The following is a 17,162-nucleotide window of genomic DNA, read 5'->3' as shown; positions in this document are numbered from 1 at the left end:
CTTGCGCTACATTTTCGCGCAGCGGACCGCGGGTGCCAGCCGGCACCCGGCCTTCCCTGCGCCCTCTTGGCTTTGAGGGTGGAATGACCAGGCAAAGCTCGGGCGAAACGCGCCGCGAGGACGCGAAGGCATGTCTGCAAGTTGAACCTGAATTGGAGGATGGCGATGCTGCCCTTTGCTCCGTCATTGCGAGCGTAGCGAAGCGTTCCAGCGTCCTACCGCGGAGAGATTCTGGATTGCTTCGCTGCGCTCGCAATGACGCTTTGAGAGAGTGCGCGCCTCACTCCGCACCAGAGTCCGCGTCACAATGTTTGCAACAACTTCTCGGCAGCCTTGATATCCGCTGTTTCCGAGCCCTGGGCGAAGCCTTCATACGCCAATTGAAGCCACCGCTTCGCTTCCTCGCGCCGGCCGCGTTCGACAAGGAGACCGGCGAGATCGATCGCGGCCCGCAGCTCCCAGGCCTTGGCACCTTTGCGACGACTCAATGCCAGTGATTGCACGAAATGGGCTTCCGCTTGATCGGCCTCGGGCTGGGCTCTGGCCAAGAGAACCCTGCCCTTCATGCGCAGCAGCTCGGGCATGTACAGATGATCGCCGCTTTGCTCGACGAGGCGGATCGCGTCGTCGAGCAGGCGCGCGCTCCGCTCGATCTGCCCAAGCGTCATCAAGCCCTGAACAAGCGCGATGTTGAACGTCGTGGTGAGCAACTCGTAACCGGCATCGTGGAGCTCACGCAGACACGTCCCGATCGTCTCGACGCCTTCGGCGGCATTGCCGCGCTGGATCGCCAGCTCGCCTTTGACGCCGCGGCCGACGGCAAGATAGGGCCCCATGGAGCGCGATTCGGCATGGGCGATGAAGCGGTCGATGTTCTCTTCCGCGGCATCGAGGTCTCCGCTCCAGAGATCGATCGAGACCGCCCAGATCAACGCAATGCAGAGCGTGATCGGATGGTCCATCTGGGCGGCCTCGACGACCGTCTGCCGGGCCAGTTGCATCGCATCCGCGGGGCGGCCCTGCAACCAAAACTCGCGCGCGAGCGAGATGCCGGCCCGGTTGCGGTGATCGAAGCCATAGACGGTGCTGATCCGTTCCGTGCCCGGCTTATGCCAGGCGGTCTCCAGCATCGTCAACGCGTCGCGATGCTCGCCGGCAAGATGCAAGGAGACACCGAGGAGCGAATGGGCGAGGGCGAGGGAGGCGGCATCGCCGAGTGTCCCGGCGACCGTGAGGCTTTGCTGCGCATAGCCGAGCGCGGCGTCGAACTGTCCCATCCGCTCGTGGAAGATATGCATGCGCCCGAGCAGCTGGAGCTGGTTCGGCGCGTCGCCGCGCGCCTCGGCGATCGCAAGGCTTCGGCTCAACGCGGCACGCGCCGCTTCGCTGCCGCCGCGCGTGAACATCAAGGTCAGTCCGAGCGCGGCCTGGATGTGCATTTCCTCGGCGCCGCCGCGCGAGGAAGGATCGAGCGCAAGCAGCGCCCGTTCAGACCAGCGCCGGCACTCGACCAGCAACGACATCGCGAGAAAAATTGGCGCTGCAGCTGCGGCCAGTGCAATGCCGATGCTGGCATCGCCGTCCGTGCCAAAACACCAGTCCAGCGCCGCGCGCACGTTGTGAAGCGCGGAGAAGTGGATCGCGCGCTCGTCGGCGCTCGGCACCGTGGCCCATGTCGTGCCGGCCTGCTCCAGCCATTGCCGGTAATAGGTCGCGTGGCGGGCGGCGAGCGCCGCGTCATCAGGTTCGATCTCGAGCAGATAGGCGCGCGTCGTGTCGAGCAGACGGTAACGCATCATGGCGCCAATCGGCCGCGCCGCGACCATCGACTTGGCCACCAGGCCGTCGATGGCATCGAACAGGCGGGAGCGGTCGACGCGTTCGTCCGGCACGATCTCGAGTGCGGCGTCGATAGTGAAGTGACCGGCGAAAACCGCGAGCCTGCGCAGCACGAGACGTTCGATATCGGACAAGAGCCCGTAGCTCCATGCCAGCGTCGCCTGCAACGTCTTCTGTCGCGGCGGCGCCGTGCGCTGGCCCTGCCAGAGCAGATTGAGGCGCTCGTCGAGCAGTGCCGCGGTCTGCTCCAGGCCGTAGGCTTCGACCCGGCCGGCGGCGAGTTCGATTGCCAGCGCCATGCCGTCCAGCTTGCGGCAGATCCCGGCGACGATCGCTGCATTGGCATCGTCGAGCGCGATCTGCGCGCCACCGGCCGTGGCACGTTCGAGGAAGAGTTGAAGTGCAGGATAAGTCTGCGCCGCGGCCGCCGTCAGACCGGGATGGTCGGGCGGAACGGCAAGCGGCGCCAGCCGATACACCTGCTCGCCCTCGACCCGCAGGGCTTCGCGGCTCGTCGCCAGAATGTAGATATTCGGTGCGGCGTGGAAGATCTCGGCGGCCAGCGGGGCCGCGGCTGCGATGACGTGTTCGCAATTGTCGAGGATCAGCAGCATCCGCTTGTCCCGGAGATGCGCGAGCAGCGCAGGCAGGGGATCGTCGGTTTGCGCCGGCAAGCCCAGCATCAGCAGGATCGAGGTGATCACGAGATCGGGATCGCTCAGCGCGGCAAGATCGACGAAATGTGCGGCGTCGGAGAATGTCGCGAGCAGATCGTGAGCGATGGCAACGGCAACGGCGGTCTTGCCGACACCGCCCGGGCCGACGATCGTGACGAAGCGCGAGCGGATCAGCCTGTCGGAGACGGCGGCGACCGCATCGTCGCGCCCGACCATTCGTTGCAGCCGGTTCGGCAGTTTGACGGGCGGCAATTCCGTTCGCGCTACGGTGCGCCGATCTGCCGCGATAGCCGCCTGCGAGATCGGCGCCACGAAGCAATAGCCGCGGCCGGAGAGCGTCGTGATGTAGCGGGCACCGTCCCTGCCGTCGCCAAGGGCCTTGCGAAGCGCCGCGACGTGAAAGCGCAGATTGGCGTCCTCGACTGTCATGCCGGGCCACACCAGCGCCATCAGATCATACTTGCTGACGACCTGGTTCGGCCGCGACATCAGCGCGAGCAGCGTGTCGAAGGCCTTTGCACCGAGCGGCAGCGCGACGCCGTCGCGCATGACGAGTCTTTCGTGCGGCGTCACAGTGAATGGCCCAAACGAGAGGGTTCCCGTTGCGGTGCCGGCCGGCTCGGTCATGGCGGAATCCTGATCTTTTGGAACGGACCGGATAGCCAGATGATCGCAATCCGGCAAGGCCGTCCCACGCCGCGATCGGACCGCGGATGCAGGTCCTGTGAGGCGCGCGAACCGAGACCTCACAACTTCTCACAAGTCCCAACGGGTGTGTCGCGGCAGCCGCTGCTAGTGAGTTGCGCGATGGCAAGGAGACATTCATGACCCAAGCGGCAAAATTGCTCTACACGGCCCGGACCCGCACCAGTGGCGGGCGGCAGGACGGGATATCGCGCAGTTCCGACGGCCGTCTGGATGTCAAGCTGTCGCCGCCGGGCGGCAACGGCATCGGTACCAATCCCGAGCAATTGTTCGCGGCCGGCTGGTCGGCCTGCTTCGAAGGCGCGATGGAAATCGCGGCCCGCAAGCGGAAGATCGAGCTCCCCAGGAAATGTGCGATCGATGCGGAGATCGACCTCGTGCTCGACGAGGGCGCCTATTCGCTCAGGGCACGCCTCGATGTCAGCCTGCCCGGCCTCGATCGCGAGATCGCGCGCGGCCTCGTCGATGAGGCGCATCAGACCTGTCCCTATTCCAAGGCCGTCCGCGGCAACATCGACGTCACGGTCGCACTGATCTGACGCACCACCTCCAACTATCAGAAAGGTAGCAGCATCATGAAACAGATCATCGATCAGCACCGCCGCCAGTTTTTCGGCATCGCCGCGGGAACTGTCGCCGCCGGCCTCGGCGTGATCGGCCTCGCCCGCGCCGAATCGCAAGCGACGCGCTCTTCCGCAAGGAATGCGTCGTTCGGCGCGATCAAGCAGATCGATGCCGGCGTCCTCAACGTCGGCTACGCGGAGGCCGGTCCTGCGAACGGCCCCGTCGCGATCCTGCTGCACGGCTGGCCCTACGACATTCACGCCTTCGTCGACGTCGCGCCAATCCTGGCAAAGGCCGGCTATCGCGTCATCATTCCCTATCTCCGTGGTTACGGCTCGACCCACTTCCTCTCCGCCGAGACGCCGCGCAACGGCGAGCCCGCGGCAATGGCAGCCGATATCATCGCGCTGATGGACAAGCTCGACATCAAGAAAGCGGTGGTCGCCGGTTTTGATTGGGGCGCGCGCACCGCCGACATCATCGCCGCGCTCTGGCCGGAGCGCTGCCGCGCGCTGGTCTCGGTCAGCGGCTATCTGATCTCCAGCCAGGCCGCGGGCAACGCGCCGCTGCCGCCGTCGGCCGAGCTGCAATGGTGGTACCAGTTTTATTTCGCGACCGAGCGCGGCCGCGCCGGATACGAGAAGTACACGCATGATTTCGCAAAACTGATCTGGAAGCTCGCTTCGCCGCAGTGGAAGTTCGACGACGCCACTTTCGAGCGCAGCGCGGCGGCGCTGGACAACAAGGATCACGTCGCGATCACCATCCACAATTACCGCTGGCGGCTCGGACTCGCCCAGGGCGAGGCGAAGTACGAGGAGCTCGAAAAGAAGCTTGCCGCAGCTCCCGTCATCAGCGTCCCGGCGATCACGATGGAAGGCGATGCCAACGGCGCGCCACATCCCGATCCAAGCGCCTATGCCAAGAAATTCTCGGGCCGGTACGACTATCGCCTGATCACCGGGGGCATCGGCCACAATCTGCCGCAGGAAGCACCGCAAGCCTTTGCCAAGGCCGTCATCGACGCCGACGGCGGCGCCTGAGGATTTTGGCAGCGCCTCGGTCCGGCAAGGCCGGACCGAGGCCTGACATGCGAACGCAGTTCAATGAAGCGTCAGCGAAAATGAAATCCGAAAAGTCAAAAGTTCCGTCTTCTACGACGATGATCGTGCTTGCCGTGCTCCTCCTCGTCGTTGTCCTGACCTGCGTGCCCTATCTGGTCACGATCGCTTTCGCGCAGGGCCCGGCGGATGCCTCGCCCATCTTCGGCGTCACTGTGCCGGAGGGCTACAAGCAGTGGGAGCTGATCGCGCCGGCCGAGGAGGCGGCTCCCCTGGACGAGCTGCGTGCCGTCGTCGGCAACAGGACCGCGATCGATGCTTATCAAGACAACAAGCTTCCGTTCCCGGACGGCACAATTCTGGTCAAGCGGGCCTGGAAGCGGAAACAGTCGCCCGAATTTGCGTCCGCGACGATTCCCGGTGAAGCCACCACCGTCCAGGTGATGGTCAAGGATTCCAAAAAATATGCCTCGACCGGCGGCTGGGGATTTGGTCGCTTCATCAACGGCAAGCCGGTCGACGAGGCCCAGCATCGCACCTGCTTCGCGTGCCACGAAGCTCGTGTGAAGTGTCGCGACTACGTGTTTACAAGGCTTGCGCCCTGAGTGCGGAGTTTCACTCCGCAGCCACCATCTGCTGCGTGCGCCACTGGCCGAGCAGGGCGCGCAGCGAAGCCGGCTTGACCGGCTTGTTGAGCACCGCAACCTTTTCGTCGCGCGCAGCCATTTGCACGGCGGGGCTGCGGTCGGCGGTGATCAGGATCGCGGGGATGCCGTCACCGAAGCGGCGGCGGATGTCGCGGATCGCGGCGATGCCGTTGCCGCGGTCGAGATGGTAATCGACCAGCAGGCCGGTCACGCGGCGGCCCGCAGTCTCGATTGCGGCGATCGCGGCCTCGGGATCGGCGACCGCGATCACTTCGGCGTCCCAGGCTTTCAGCAGCGTGCGCATGCCGTCGAGGATCGCGGCGTCGTTCTCGATGCAGACGATCAGGGTACCCGAGATCGAGGTGCGTGCGAGCGGCGTCGCACTGGTCACGGCCGCGGTGTGGGTGATCGCCTTCGCCGTCGGCACCGTCACGGAAAACACCGAGCCGCCGCCGACATTGGAATCGATGGCAATGTCGTGCTTGAGCACGCGCGCCAGCCGCTCGACGATCGACAGGCCCAGGCCGAGGCCGCGGGCGATCCGCGCACCCTGCTCGAGGCGGTGAAATTCCTTGAAGATCTCGCCGCGCTTGACCGTCGGGATGCCGACGCCGGTGTCGTAGACGCAGATCTTCAGCGTGGCGCCGCGGCGGCGGCAGCCGACCAGCACGCGCCCGCGTGGAGTATATTTGATCGCGTTGGAGATCAGGTTCTGGAGCAGCCGCCGCAGCAAGAGACGATCCGACTCGACGGGCAGCGAACACGGCACGAACACGAGCGCCAGATTCTTCGCGCGTGCGATCGGCGCGAACTCGATCTCCAGCGAGCGCATCAGATCGGCCATCTTGAAGCTCGAGATCGAGGTCGTCATCGCGCCGGCGTCGAGCCTGGAGATGTCGAGCAGCGCGCCGAGAATTTCCTCGATCGCCTGGAGCGATTCGTCGATGTTCTCGACCAGCCGTGTCTCCTCGCCGCTGTGCTGACGCTCGACCAGGCTCGTGACATAGAGCCGCGCCGCGTTCAGCGGCTGGAGAATGTCGTGGCTTGCGGCGGCGAGAAAGCGGGTCTTGGAGATGCTGGCGTCTTCGGCCGCGCTCTTGGCCAGCGCCAGCTCGGAATTCAGCCGGGTCAGCTCCTCGGTGCGGTCGCGCACCCGCTTTTCCAGCGTCGCATTGGCCCTCTCCAGCGCTTCGGCCGCCTCGAACGTGGGCGTGACGTCGGTGAAGGTAATGACGAAGCCGCCGCCGGGCATGCGGTTGGTCAAGATCTCGATCACCATGTGGCGGTCGGGCAGGCGCTCGAGATAAGGCTCGCCGTCGGTGGTGTAAGCCACCAGCCGGCGCTCCAGCATGGCCTCGCGCTCGATCGGATCGGCCGGCTCGCTCACGCCCATGAATTCCAGGATTTCACGCAATGGCGTGCCGAACTGGATGAAATGCGGAGGAACGTTGAGGAGATCGCCGAACTGCCGGTTGGAGCAGATCAGTTGCAGATCGGCATCGAACACCGCGATGCCCTGGCGCACATGGTTAAGCGCGGTCTGGAGGATCTCGCGGTTGAAATGCAGCGCCGCATGGGAATCGTCGAGCAGTTTTAGCGCAGCCTTGGCGGAGACCGTCCGTTTGCGCAGCAGCAGCGACATTACGAGACGCGAGGAGGCTGCGCCGATCGAGGAGGCGATCAGGTGCTCGGCGTGCTGCAGCAGCTCGAAATCGGCGGGCGCCCCGGACTCCAGCCGCACATTGCGCCGCGCGGATAAGGCCTCGAACGAATGCCGCGCGCGGTCAGGCCCGAGATATTGCGCTACCGTGGTCTGGATGTCCTGCACCGTGACCGTGGTGCGCCAGCGGCGGAAATTCGGGGAAATTGGCGCGAGCGTGTTGGGGACGAACAGATCGGCCTGGACCAGCTCGATCGAAGACGGCCGGCGCGCCAGCGACAGCAGCACGTAGGTGAGGATGTTGAGCGACAGCGACCAGACCACGCCGTGCATCAGCGGCGGCAAATCGGCGCCGAACAACGCCTGCGGCCGCAGCGCCTCGATCCCGAACGGGCCGTGCTGGAGCAGCAGGATGCCCGCCGTCGAGGTATCCATGAAGCTCGGGATGAAGAGCGTGTAGAGCCACACTGCGAAGCCGACCAGCATGCCGCCGATCGCGCCGCGCGCGGTCGCGCGCCGCCACAGCAGTCCACCGAAGAAGCTTGGTGCAAGCTGGGCGATGGCGGCAAAAGACAGCAGGCCGATCGCCGCGAGCTGGGTGTTGCCGAGCGCGCGGTAGTAGAAATAGGCCATCACCATGATGGCGAAGATCGCGAGCCGGCGCGAACGCAACAGGAAGTCGCTGAAATCGGCACCGCCGGTGCGCCCCTCCGGCCGTCGTTGCAGCACCAGGGGCACCACGAGGTCGTTCGAAACCATGATGGAGAGCGCGACGCATTCGACGATCACCATCGCGGTCGCCGCCGACAACCCGCCGACGAAGACGGCGACGCTGAGCAGATCCGCGCCGCCCTCCATCGGCAGCGCCAGCACGTACATGTCAGGATCGGCGGCGCCGAACGGGAAGCTGACGAGGCCGGCGAGCGCGATCGGGATCACGAACAGATTGATGGCGACGAGATAGAGCGGAAACAGCCAGCGCGCGCGACCGACCTCGGCGTCCGAGGAATTCTCCACCACGCTGACGTGGAACTGGCGCGGCAGCAGCATGATCGCGCACAGCGACAGCAGCGTCATGGTCAGGAAGTTGCCGATCGACGGCGAATAGTTGATGACGCGCACCGCCTCCGGTGTCTTCATCGCGCGCTCGATCAGTTCGTGCGGCGAGAACATCCAGAACGTGACGAAGGTGCCCGCAGCGAGGAAGGCGACGAGCTTGATGATGGATTCGGTTGCGACCGCCAGCATCAGGCCGTGCTGGTGCTCGGTGGCGTCCGTCTGCCGCGTGCCGAACAGCACCGCGAAGGCCGCCATCGCCAGCGTCACGATCAGCGCCACGTCGCCGATGATCGGGATGTGGGAGAAGGCCTGGTCTTCGCTCAGGATGGTTTCGAGCGAGGAGGCGACCGCCTTGAGCTGGAGCGCGATGTAGGGCACCGAGCCGATGATGGCGATCAGCGCGACGGTTGCCGCCACTGCCTGGCTCTTGCCGTAGCGCGCGCCGATGAAGTCGGCGATCGAGGTGATGTTGTGGGCCTTCGCGAGCTGGATCACGCGGCGCAGCACGCCGGCTCCGAGTCCGATCATCAGGATCGGGCCGACATAGATCGCGAGGAAGTCGGTGGAGGTGCGGGTGGCGAAGCCGACCGAGCCGAAGAAGGTCCAGGAGGTGCAGTAGATCGCCAGCGACAGCGGATAGATCAGCCCCGAGGCGCGGCCGCGCCCGGCCGGCGAGCGGCGGTCGCCATGGCTCGCCACCAGGAACAGAAAGCCGATATAGCCGAAGGCGGCGGCGATCACGCCCCAATCGTGCAGCATGGCGAGCGTGCTTCTCCCGGGGCGCGCGCTGGCCGCGCCCGATCTCATTTTCCCTGTAAATCTAGCGCGTTGGACGGGTGGAGGCGACAGCGAAATGCCGTGCCACGGCGGGAACCGGAGTTGTCGTTAAGCGGCTGCCTTAAAGCTGCGCTGCTTCTGGCTCCCCGAGAGAGTCCCCGCGTGGTACCCCCTCCCTGACCCTCCCCCACAAGGGGGAGGGAACGGAGAGACCGTCCGCGTTGCAGGAAATTCGAGACCGACCGCTACGCTGTGCGGCTCCGCCGACCTAAGGGAGGCGCAACTCTCTCGCTCCCTTCCCCCTTGGGGGACGGTGGGGAGGGGGTAGCTCCGGGACGGTGAAACTTAGATCGAAAGAGAAGGCGAAGAAGCCTACTCCGCCGCCAGCGACTTCTCGCGGAGCGGCAGACCCAGGCGGTCCCACACCTGCAGCAGGGCTTCGGCGAGTTGATCGATCAGGCCGTCGTCGTGATAGGGCGAGGGCGTGATGCGCAGGCGTTCGGAGCCCTTGGCGACCGTCGGATAGTTGATCGGCTGGATGTAAATGCCGTGCTGTTCGAGCAAGAGGTCGGAAGCCTGCTTGCACTTCTCGGCATCGCCGATGAACAGCGGGACGATGTGGGTGTCGCTCGACATCACCGGCAGGCCGGCGGCGTTGAGGATCGCCTTGACTCGGGCGGCACGGTCCTGGTGACGCTCGCGCTCCCAGCTTGACGTCTTCAGATGCTTGATCGCGGCGGTCGCGGCCGAGCAGATCGCCGGCGGCAGCGCGGTGGTGAAGATGAAGCCCGGCGCATAGGAGCGCACGGCGTCGATGATCTGGCCGTTGGCGGCGATGTAGCCGCCGAGGCAGCCGAACGCCTTGGCCAGCGTGCCTTCGAGAATGTCGATGCGATGCATCACGCCGTCGCGCTCGGCGATGCCGCCGCCGCGCGGGCCGTACATGCCGACGGCGTGGACCTCGTCGACATAGGTCATCGCGCCGTACTTCTCGGCGAGGTCGCAGATCTTAGCGAGCGGGGCGATGTCGCCGTCCATCGAATAAAGACTCTCGCAGGCGATCAGCTTGGGCCGGCTCGGGCCCGCAGCCTTCAACAGTGCTTCGAGATCGGCGAGGTCGTTGTGGCGGAACACGACCCGCTCGCAGCCGGACTGGCGGATGCCCTCGATCATCGAATTGTGGTTGAGCTCGTCGGACAGGATCAGGCAGTTCGGAATGAGCTTTGCGATGGTCGCGATGCCGGTCTGGTTCGAGACGTAGCCGGACGTGAAGAGCAGCGAGGCTTCCTTGCCGTGGAGATCGGCGAGCTCGGCCTCGAGCTGCACCAGCGGATGATGCGTGCCGGCGATGTTGCGGGTGCCGCCGGCGCCGGTGCCGACGCGGGTCGCGGTCTCGACCATCGCGCCCACCACCTTCGGGTGCTGGCCCATGCCGAGATAATCGTTGGAGCACCAGATCACGACGTCGCGCTTGCCCTTGGGCGAGTGCCAGAGCGCATGCGGGAACCGGCCGGCAATGCGCTCGAGATCGGCGAACACGCGGTAGCGCCGCTCGGTGTGGAGACGATCAAGGGCGGAATTGAAAAACTGGGCGTAATCCATCGTCAAACCTGCAGCGGAACCGACCAAAGACCCGCATATCCTTAGAGCTTTTCCAGCTCCAATGTCTATGCGCTATCCCACATTTGGACCTGCGGGGCATTTGGGCAAAATGCCCTATCGTGCGATTTGAAACTTGATCCGGATCAAGTTCGCGCGAGATGCAATGTTGCTCTGCACCATCCGCTGAATTGAAGTCAGCGCTCAGGTCGTCCTGAACTGCAACACGCCGTCCTGCGTCTCGGCCGTCAGCCGGCCCTCGACGATCATGTAATTGACGTGGGCGACCAGTTCGCCGGCAGCGAAACCCATCTGATGTTCGTCCAGAACGTGCTTGTTAAACACCACGGGCACCAGGGCGCGCGAGGTCTGCGGCACCTCGCGGCAGGCTTCCGCGATCAGGCGGCAGCGCTCCTCATGGTGATCGGCGAGCTGCTTGATGCGGGTCTTGAGCCCGTAGAACGGCACGCCGTGGCCAGGCAGCACCAGCACGTCATAGGGGAGAGTCGTGGTGAGGCGGGCGAGCGAGGCCAGATATTCGCCGAGCGAGTTCTGGTCGGGTTCGACCGCCCACACGCTGACGTTCGGCGAGATCTTGCTCAGCACCTGGTCGGCCGAGAGGAACAGCTTGTCGTCGGCGCAGTACAGCATCACCTGGTCGAGCGCGTGACCGCCGCCGGTGATCACCTTGAAGCGGCGCGTGCCGATCACGACGTCATCGCCATGCGAGATGCGGCGGTAGGACGGCGGCAGCACCGAGACGCGCTTGAGATAGTCCTGGCCGCGGCCGAGCAGTTTTTCGGTGAGCGACTCGTCCATGCCATGGCGGCGGAAGAACAGCCGCTGCGCTTCCTGCCGCTCCTCGGTGCCGCGGTTCTGGTGATAGACCGATTGCAGATATTCGACCTGCGACATCACGAGCGGGCAGTTGAACCGCTCGACGATCCACCCGGCCAGACCGACATGATCGGGATGGGAATGGGTCACGATCAGGCGCGTGATGTTGACGCCCTTCAGCGGCCCGTCGAACAGCTTCGTCCAGGCTTCGATCGTCTCCTCATTGCCGAAGCCGGCATCGATCATGGCATAGCCGTCACCATCGGCGAGCAGGTAGATGTTCACATGGTTGAGGCGGAACGGCAGCTTCAGCCGCGCCCACAACACTCCTGGCTTCACCTCGACGACCTGTTCGGGGCCGGGATGCTGTTCCCAGGGATAGCGCAGGGCGTCGGCGGAGGACTGCACGGTGTCGGTCTTTGCGTTCATCCTACCGGCTTAAACCCGCCCGTCACGGCGCGCCAGCCGAAAAAGAACGCTGGCGCGGCCTGCATAGCGGTCATTCCGGGCTACGGAACGGCGCCTTACGCAGCCCGCATGTTGTTGAGGAACGCGTCGATCTCTCCGCGCAGCATGTCGGCTTCGCGGCGGAGCGCGTCGGAGGCGCCGAGCACTTCGTTCGCCGCTGCGCCGGCTTCCGCCGAAGCCGTGGAGACGCCGACGATGTTGCTGGAAACCTCGCTGGTGCCACCGGCCGCATGCTGGATGTTGCGGGCGATCTCGCGTGTCGCCGCGCCCTGTTCCTCGACGGCGGCGGCGATCGTCGTAGTGACGTCGTTGATCTCGCCGATGATCCGGCCGATGCCCTGGATGGCGCCGACCGCCGACGTCGTCACTGACTGCATGCTGGCGATCTGGCTACGGATCTCCTCCGTGGCCTTGGCGGTCTGGCTCGCGAGGCTCTTCACCTCGGAGGCGACCACCGCGAAGCCGCGGCCGGCTTCGCCCGCGCGCGCCGCCTCGATGGTGGCGTTGAGCGCCAGCAGATTGGTCTGCGAGGCGATGGTCTGAATCAGGTCGACCACCACGCTGATGCGGCTCGCGCTGTCGGCGAGGCTCTGCACGGTGGCGTCGGTCGCGCCCGCTTCGTCGACCGCCTTCCTGGCGATCGCGGCCGAGGTGACGACCTGCTTGCTGATTTCCTCGATCGAGGACGAGAGCTGCTCGGTGCCTGACGATACGGTCTGCACGTTGACCGAGGTCTCTTCGGCTGCGGAGGCAACCGCGTTCACCAGCGCATTGGACTGGTCTGCCGTGGTCGACATGCTCTGCGCGGTCGATTGCATCGAATTGGCCGACTGCGCGAGATTGTCGAGTGCGGAGCGCACCGTACTCTCGAACCCGGCGATCTTCGCCTCCATCTGCGCCGCACGCTCGGCCTTGGCGATGCGATCCCTGTCCTGCTCGCTCGCAAGCGCCCGGGCTTCGATCATGCTGTCGCGGAACACCGTCAGCGTTTCCTTCATCGCGCCGATCTCGTCGTTCTGCCGGGAGCGGACGATCTCGGTGTCAAGGTCGCCGGCCGAGAGCAACTGCATGGCGCGTTGAAGCTCGCGAATGCGGCGCAGGATGTTGCGGCCGACATAGAGCCAGACGAACAGCGCCGAGCCGACCAGCGTCAGTGCGCCGAGCGCCAGCATCGCGGTGGTCGCGAGCGAGATCTCCTGCCGCGCCTGGAAGGTCGACGCGTTGGTCTCCTTCTGCACACCCTCGACCAGCTGCTGCACGCTGATGCCGAGGCCGACATTGAGCTTGCGGGTCTCGTCCAGGATGGTCTGGCCGTAGTCGATGGCGTCGAGCTCCTTCTGGCGGATCTTGAACACGCCGGACTTGCCTTCGCCGAAGGCGAACAGCTTTTGCACGGTGTCGCGCACCGCTTGCATCGAGGCCATGTTCGGCAGGTCCTCGAGGTTCGACTTGACACGGTCGCGCGTCGCCTTGAACTCCTTCTCGATCGCCTCCAGCGTATCGCTGTTGTTGGCCGACAGCGCCGCCATCATGTCGGCGGCCATCAGATTGCCGTTGGCGGAGATGGTCGCGACCTGGGAGACGGTGCGGGCGGCTTCGGTGGCATCGTCAGCGGAAACTTCCGCCGCACCGAGGATCGCGTTCAGACGCGTCTGCGCATCCAGCATGGCAGGACCGGCCGCACCGACGAAGGTGAGCTGCGCCTTGCGGAGTGCTTCATATTGCTTGTCATGCAGCGCGCCGGTATCGAGCCGCTCGCGCGCGGCTGACACCAGGCTCTGGGTCGCCTCGTCGATGCTCTTGGCGGTGTCGCGCAACGCGGTTGCGATCTGCTTGTCGGCGCCGAGCTCGATGATCTCGCCAAGCTTGGCCATGGCAAGCTGCTGGATCTCCTGCACCTTCTTGGTGCGTTCGTTCAGCGCCTCGTCGGACGGCGACGCCAGCAGGCCCGGCCCCTGCGCCGCGAGCGTTGCGCTTTGCGATGCGAGTTGAAGGCTTGCGGAAAGGCGGGGGATATCGCGGCCGCTCAGGTCCATCATAGTGCTGCCGAGATGGTTGAAGACGAAGCCGGCGCCGGCCGCGATCACGAGACCCATGCCCGCGATCACTGCGAAGGCCGTGAACAGGCTGCCGCGCACGCCCCATGTCGGCATTTTGAAACGAGGCCGGATACCACCAAGCAAACGGCCAAGGCCCAGACGGATCGCCATCGAAATTCCCCCACGCATGATCTTTATGTTTTCGCGGCGGAGTATCCTCGGGGCAGGTTAAAAAATCGCAAGTTGCTCAATTGGTTGCGTTGCGTTCCGCACAGCGAAAAAAGAAGGGCCGGCAACGATGCCGGCCCTTCATCATGATAAGGCTTTGATAACCGTTCAGTAGCGCGCGACCGCCGAGTTGGCCCAGTTGAAGCGGTAGTTGACGCCCGCCTTGATGGTGTGGTCGTCGGTGGTGAAGTTGCCGGTTCCCGCCAGCGGGCCCGCGGTGAAGTGGGCGTCGCCGAAATTGTAGTACTGGTACTCGGCCTTGGCTGACCAGTTCGGCGCGAACATGTATTCGAGGCCGGCGCCGACGGTGTAGCCGTTGCGGTGGTCGCCGCTGATGATGAAGCCGGTCGGCACGCCGCCGACGGTCACCTTCTCGTTGTTGTCGGAATAGGCGTAGCCGCCCTTCACGTAGAGCAGGCCCGGACCCCAGGTGTAGCCGACGCGGCCGGTGATCGAGCCGAGACCGCGCTGGTCGTTGGTGTAGGCGACGCCGGCTGGGAACACCGCGCCGACGCTGCCGGAGAGCCAGGAATACTGGCCTTCGACGCCGACAACGAAGTTCGGGTTGAACTGCCAGTCCGCACCGGCCTGCAGACCGCCGAGGAAACGGCCGTTGCCGTTATTGCCGGTGGAGAGGCCGCTGAAATTGTTGTCGCTGGAGAACGCGCCGCCGACATGGCCGCCGATATAGAAGCCGGTCCAGTTGTAAATCGGGGCGGCATAGGCGGGCGCGGGCGCCTTATAATAGTTGCGGTTACCGAGATCGGCACCGACCGCCGGTGCGGCAGCGCCCACCACGAGCAGCGCAACGGTCGCAAACAGAATCTTCTTCATAGTCCAAACTCCAACACTTAAGTCCCCGGCAGTCGCGCTTTCCGCGCCGTCGTTGGTTTGCAGATAGCTCGCTTTTGACGAAAATGCTGTCACATCCATGGCACAGCGGCAGCCAACGTAACTTATTGGGCTGTAAATGATTTTTGTGCTTAATGTCGGCTTAAGAAGTGCTGAAGGAAAGCTTAACTCGGCGTTATCAGGGTAACTTGCGCGCGCATCTCATTAACCAAGACGGCGCCGCGCCTCATCGCGCATCTGTTCGCGGAATGCAGCGCGCTTTGCGGGCCGGTCTTCCTCGCGCACGTCATGACGATCGAAGACGTCGAACTTCTCCAGGATCGGATAGCGCTCGCTCGCCATCGCGAGCACGCGCAGCACCTTGGTCGCCGACGGTGTCGGGCCGCTCACTTCCCAGCGCCGGATGGTGTCGGCGCCGCCCTTCTCCGGCAATCCGCAAAGCCGGGCCATGTCGGCCGCGGTGAGCTTGCGCTCGAGGACCTCCGAGAGATCGTTGCGGAGTTGCTTCAGTTCGGGACCGGTCATGTCGCCTCAATACGCGAAGTCGATGAGGTGAATGCACTAGCGCTGATTCGGGTCCATCCGAAGGCGAGGCACGCGAGCGGGCGTGCTAGTCGTGCGACCGCTCCCCGGCGCCTCCGCCCGCGCACGGAGTTATGAACGGCTGCCTATGGAAATCCGCGGCTGAATGAACAGATGGCAAGGGGCCCACAGCGAATGAAGGGATCAGCCATGACAAGCATCAAACCCGCCATTGCCGCCCTAGTCACCGTCGGGTTGCTTGCCGCGCCGATCGCGGCTGAGGCCAAGAAGCACCGGTCAAGCCGAGCTTACAGCACCGGCGTGGTGGCTCCGAGCTATGGGAGCGCCGGATCGTTGGCAGCACAGCCCAGAGCCTACGGGTCGAGCGGACAGTCGGTCGGGACGGTCACGGCGCCGTCGGTCGGTACGTATAACTGGCCGTCGGTCGGCGTGACCAACGCAGTCCCGACCTGGAGCAACACCAACCCGCCGGTCAGGTAGGCGCGCCTGTCTGGCGAGCCAATGCCGGTCACCTGTGACGGTCGCAAGGCCAAAGAAGATGATAAAGTGCGACCAGCAATGATCATGGCGGTGGACCAGACATTGCGGATCGTTCAGGGAGAGCCCGTCCGATCCTAAATTCCCCGCCCGGCCTGTTGGCCGATCACGCAGCGCCACCCGGCGAGGCGCTCGGCCGGATGCTGGTTCATCCATTCGGCGAGTTGCGGCGCGCCCATCAGGCAAGATTGCATCGAGACGTCGGCGAAGTCGGATGTGGTGACGGTCTGCTCATGACAGTTCGCCGGAGAGGCGAGGTTGCAGAGCACGGCGATGATTTTGATCACGCGAGGTTGCCCCCGTCGCTGCGACGTGCGGCGGCTCCGCCTGATCTCTCGCTCATCGGATCAGTCGGCGGGAAGATGCTGTCGTAGATCGCGCGCGCTTCCTGGATGAGGCGAATGCGCTCGCGCTCGGATTTCGAGACAAACTGAATAATCTGGCCCATGTCGGCTCCAATTAGATCTTCAATCCACCATCACATGATGGAAATCATTTCATGCGGATGTGGGGTGCCGGCTTCGGCTTTGCAGCCATGCGGGCGGCCACGAGGGATAAAAAGCCCGTGACTATTCCGTTCCTGAGGTGGAACGGGGTACCTTCAGCGATGCGCCGATGGCACGGCGCATCCGTTCGGCGGGGACCGCTTCGTAGCATCGTGATGAAGAGTTGAGCCCACGGGATGATGGCACTGCGGCACATTTTCTCGCGCGTGGAGTTGTAAGGTCAGTCAGTGCACGGGCGCCTCGACGAACGGCATTGCGATTGAGAGACCGCGCCCGAAAGGATCAGCCATGACAAGAACAAAACGCACCATTGCTGCACTTATTGCTCTCGGATTGGCCGCCGCGCCACTTGCTGTAAACGCACAAACATCGGGGACGGGTACACCAGGCAGCACGAGCGGACGCACCGGAGCGCCGGTGCAGCAAGGGACCATCGGAAGTTCCGGGCAGACCGTCGGGACCGTGACGGCGCCGTCGATCGGAACGTCCAACCAGCCCTCCGTCGGCGTAACAAACTCAGTCCCCACCTGGAACAACACGAATCCTCGAACGAAGTAGAAACCG

At 64.7% G+C, this 17,162-nt stretch carries 14 protein-coding genes; 5 read left to right on the top strand and 9 right to left on the bottom strand.

Features of this window, described 5'->3' with window-relative positions; all coding sequences use genetic code 11:
* Positions 1 to 302 precede the first annotated feature (302 nt).
* A complete protein-coding gene (locus tag IVB13_RS29900) occupies positions 303 to 3,143 on the bottom strand; it encodes a winged helix-turn-helix domain-containing protein (protein ID WP_018458155.1) in 2,841 nt (946 codons plus the stop codon).
* A 197-nt stretch (positions 3,144 to 3,340) separates the two neighbouring features.
* Here IVB13_RS29900 and IVB13_RS29895 point away from each other — a divergent pair, with 197 nt between their 5' ends.
* From IVB13_RS29895 to IVB13_RS29885, 3 genes are all read left to right on the top strand, one after another.
* Positions 3,341 to 3,760 (top strand): organic hydroperoxide resistance protein, encoded by a 420-nt coding sequence (locus IVB13_RS29895; RefSeq protein ID WP_018458156.1) that lies wholly within the window; start codon positions 3,341 to 3,343, stop codon positions 3,758 to 3,760.
* Positions 3,761 to 3,796: 36 nt separating this feature from the next.
* Positions 3,797 to 4,828, top strand: coding sequence for an alpha/beta hydrolase (locus IVB13_RS29890; RefSeq protein ID WP_018458157.1), 1,032 nt, complete (start codon positions 3,797 to 3,799; stop codon positions 4,826 to 4,828).
* Positions 4,829 to 4,947: 119 nt separating this feature from the next.
* Positions 4,948 to 5,451 carry a cytochrome P460 family protein gene (locus IVB13_RS29885; RefSeq protein ID WP_018458158.1) on the top strand — a complete coding sequence of 168 codons (504 nt, stop codon included), beginning with the start codon at positions 4,948 to 4,950 and terminating at the stop codon, positions 5,449 to 5,451.
* Positions 5,452 to 5,461: 10 nt separating this feature from the next.
* Here IVB13_RS29885 and IVB13_RS29880 read toward each other — a convergent pair whose 3' ends face one another.
* The 6 genes from IVB13_RS29880 to IVB13_RS29855 all read right to left on the bottom strand — a co-directional run bounded on the left by IVB13_RS29880 (position 5,462) and on the right by IVB13_RS29855 (position 15,537).
* The gene (locus IVB13_RS29880; protein WP_026233515.1) at positions 5,462 to 8,971 is read right to left on the bottom strand and encodes a hybrid sensor histidine kinase/response regulator; all 3,510 of its coding nucleotides are present in this window, start codon (positions 8,969 to 8,971) and stop codon (positions 5,462 to 5,464) included.
* A 390-nt stretch (positions 8,972 to 9,361) separates the two neighbouring features.
* On the bottom strand, positions 9,362 to 10,591 hold the full coding sequence (gene hemA, locus IVB13_RS29875) for a 5-aminolevulinate synthase (protein ID WP_018458160.1): 1,230 nt from the start codon (positions 10,589 to 10,591) through the stop codon (positions 9,362 to 9,364).
* Positions 10,592 to 10,792: 201 nt separating this feature from the next.
* A complete protein-coding gene (locus IVB13_RS29870) occupies positions 10,793 to 11,854 on the bottom strand; it encodes an MBL fold metallo-hydrolase (protein ID WP_018458161.1) in 1,062 nt (353 codons plus the stop codon).
* Positions 11,855 to 11,949: 95 nt separating this feature from the next.
* Positions 11,950 to 14,103 carry a methyl-accepting chemotaxis protein gene (locus IVB13_RS29865; protein ID WP_018458162.1) on the bottom strand — a complete coding sequence of 718 codons (2,154 nt, stop codon included), beginning with the start codon at positions 14,101 to 14,103 and terminating at the stop codon, positions 11,950 to 11,952.
* Positions 14,104 to 14,268: 165 nt separating this feature from the next.
* On the bottom strand, positions 14,269 to 14,994 hold the full coding sequence (locus IVB13_RS29860) for an outer membrane beta-barrel protein (RefSeq protein ID WP_018458163.1): 726 nt from the start codon (positions 14,992 to 14,994) through the stop codon (positions 14,269 to 14,271).
* 222 nt (positions 14,995 to 15,216) lie between these two features.
* Positions 15,217 to 15,537 (bottom strand): hypothetical protein, encoded by a 321-nt coding sequence (locus IVB13_RS29855; RefSeq protein ID WP_027570057.1) that lies wholly within the window; start codon positions 15,535 to 15,537, stop codon positions 15,217 to 15,219.
* A gap of 207 nt (positions 15,538 to 15,744) precedes the next feature.
* Between IVB13_RS29855 and IVB13_RS29850 the strand changes: the two genes are divergently transcribed.
* Complete coding sequence (locus IVB13_RS29850) at positions 15,745 to 16,035, top strand: hypothetical protein (protein WP_018458165.1); 291 nt, start codon at positions 15,745 to 15,747, stop codon at positions 16,033 to 16,035.
* A 134-nt stretch (positions 16,036 to 16,169) separates the two neighbouring features.
* Here the strand turns inward: IVB13_RS29850 and IVB13_RS29845 are convergent, their stop codons facing one another.
* Both IVB13_RS29845 and IVB13_RS29840 read right to left on the bottom strand, forming a co-directional pair.
* Positions 16,170 to 16,379, bottom strand: a complete 210-nt coding sequence (locus IVB13_RS29845; RefSeq protein ID WP_007605116.1) for a hypothetical protein — start codon at positions 16,377 to 16,379, stop codon at positions 16,170 to 16,172.
* Positions 16,376 to 16,540 (bottom strand): hypothetical protein, encoded by a 165-nt coding sequence (locus IVB13_RS29840; protein ID WP_018458166.1) that lies wholly within the window; start codon positions 16,538 to 16,540, stop codon positions 16,376 to 16,378. The genes IVB13_RS29845 and IVB13_RS29840 overlap by 4 nt, the downstream gene beginning before the upstream one ends.
* 346 nt (positions 16,541 to 16,886) lie before the next feature.
* Between IVB13_RS29840 and IVB13_RS29835 the strand changes: the two genes are divergently transcribed.
* The gene (locus IVB13_RS29835; RefSeq protein ID WP_083926507.1) at positions 16,887 to 17,156 is read left to right on the top strand and encodes a hypothetical protein; all 270 of its coding nucleotides are present in this window, start codon (positions 16,887 to 16,889) and stop codon (positions 17,154 to 17,156) included.
* The last annotated feature ends 6 nt before the right edge of the window (positions 17,157 to 17,162 follow it).

Source organism: Bradyrhizobium sp. 17, assembly GCF_023073515.1.
GTDB lineage: Bacteria > Pseudomonadota > Alphaproteobacteria > Rhizobiales > Xanthobacteraceae > Bradyrhizobium > Bradyrhizobium canariense_D.
Note: the sequence above shows the minus strand (reverse complement) of the source record. Positions and strands in the feature narration are given on the sequence as shown.

What these genes read in the sequence shown, in the direction of transcription:
- IVB13_RS29900 (WP_018458155.1), bottom strand. Translation starts at nt 3,143, where the DNA reads ATGACCGAGCCGGCCGGCACCGCAACGGGAACCCTCTCGTTTGGGCCA.
- IVB13_RS29895 (WP_018458156.1), top strand. Translation starts at nt 3,341, where the DNA reads ATGACCCAAGCGGCAAAATTGCTCTACACGGCCCGGACCCGCACCAGT.
- IVB13_RS29890 (WP_018458157.1), top strand. Translation starts at nt 3,797, where the DNA reads ATGAAACAGATCATCGATCAGCACCGCCGCCAGTTTTTCGGCATCGCC.
- IVB13_RS29885 (WP_018458158.1), top strand. Translation starts at nt 4,948, where the DNA reads ATGATCGTGCTTGCCGTGCTCCTCCTCGTCGTTGTCCTGACCTGCGTG.
- IVB13_RS29880 (WP_026233515.1), bottom strand. Translation starts at nt 8,971, where the DNA reads ATGCTGCACGATTGGGGCGTGATCGCCGCCGCCTTCGGCTATATCGGC.
- hemA (WP_018458160.1), bottom strand. Translation starts at nt 10,591, where the DNA reads ATGGATTACGCCCAGTTTTTCAATTCCGCCCTTGATCGTCTCCACACC.
- IVB13_RS29870 (WP_018458161.1), bottom strand. Translation starts at nt 11,854, where the DNA reads ATGAACGCAAAGACCGACACCGTGCAGTCCTCCGCCGACGCCCTGCGC.
- IVB13_RS29865 (WP_018458162.1), bottom strand. Translation starts at nt 14,103, where the DNA reads ATGGCGATCCGTCTGGGCCTTGGCCGTTTGCTTGGTGGTATCCGGCCT.
- IVB13_RS29860 (WP_018458163.1), bottom strand. Translation starts at nt 14,994, where the DNA reads ATGAAGAAGATTCTGTTTGCGACCGTTGCGCTGCTCGTGGTGGGCGCT.
- IVB13_RS29855 (WP_027570057.1), bottom strand. Translation starts at nt 15,537, where the DNA reads ATGACCGGTCCCGAACTGAAGCAACTCCGCAACGATCTCTCGGAGGTC.
- IVB13_RS29850 (WP_018458165.1), top strand. Translation starts at nt 15,745, where the DNA reads ATGACAAGCATCAAACCCGCCATTGCCGCCCTAGTCACCGTCGGGTTG.
- IVB13_RS29840 (WP_018458166.1), bottom strand. Translation starts at nt 16,540, where the DNA reads ATGGGCCAGATTATTCAGTTTGTCTCGAAATCCGAGCGCGAGCGCATT.
- IVB13_RS29835 (WP_083926507.1), top strand. Translation starts at nt 16,887, where the DNA reads ATGACAAGAACAAAACGCACCATTGCTGCACTTATTGCTCTCGGATTG.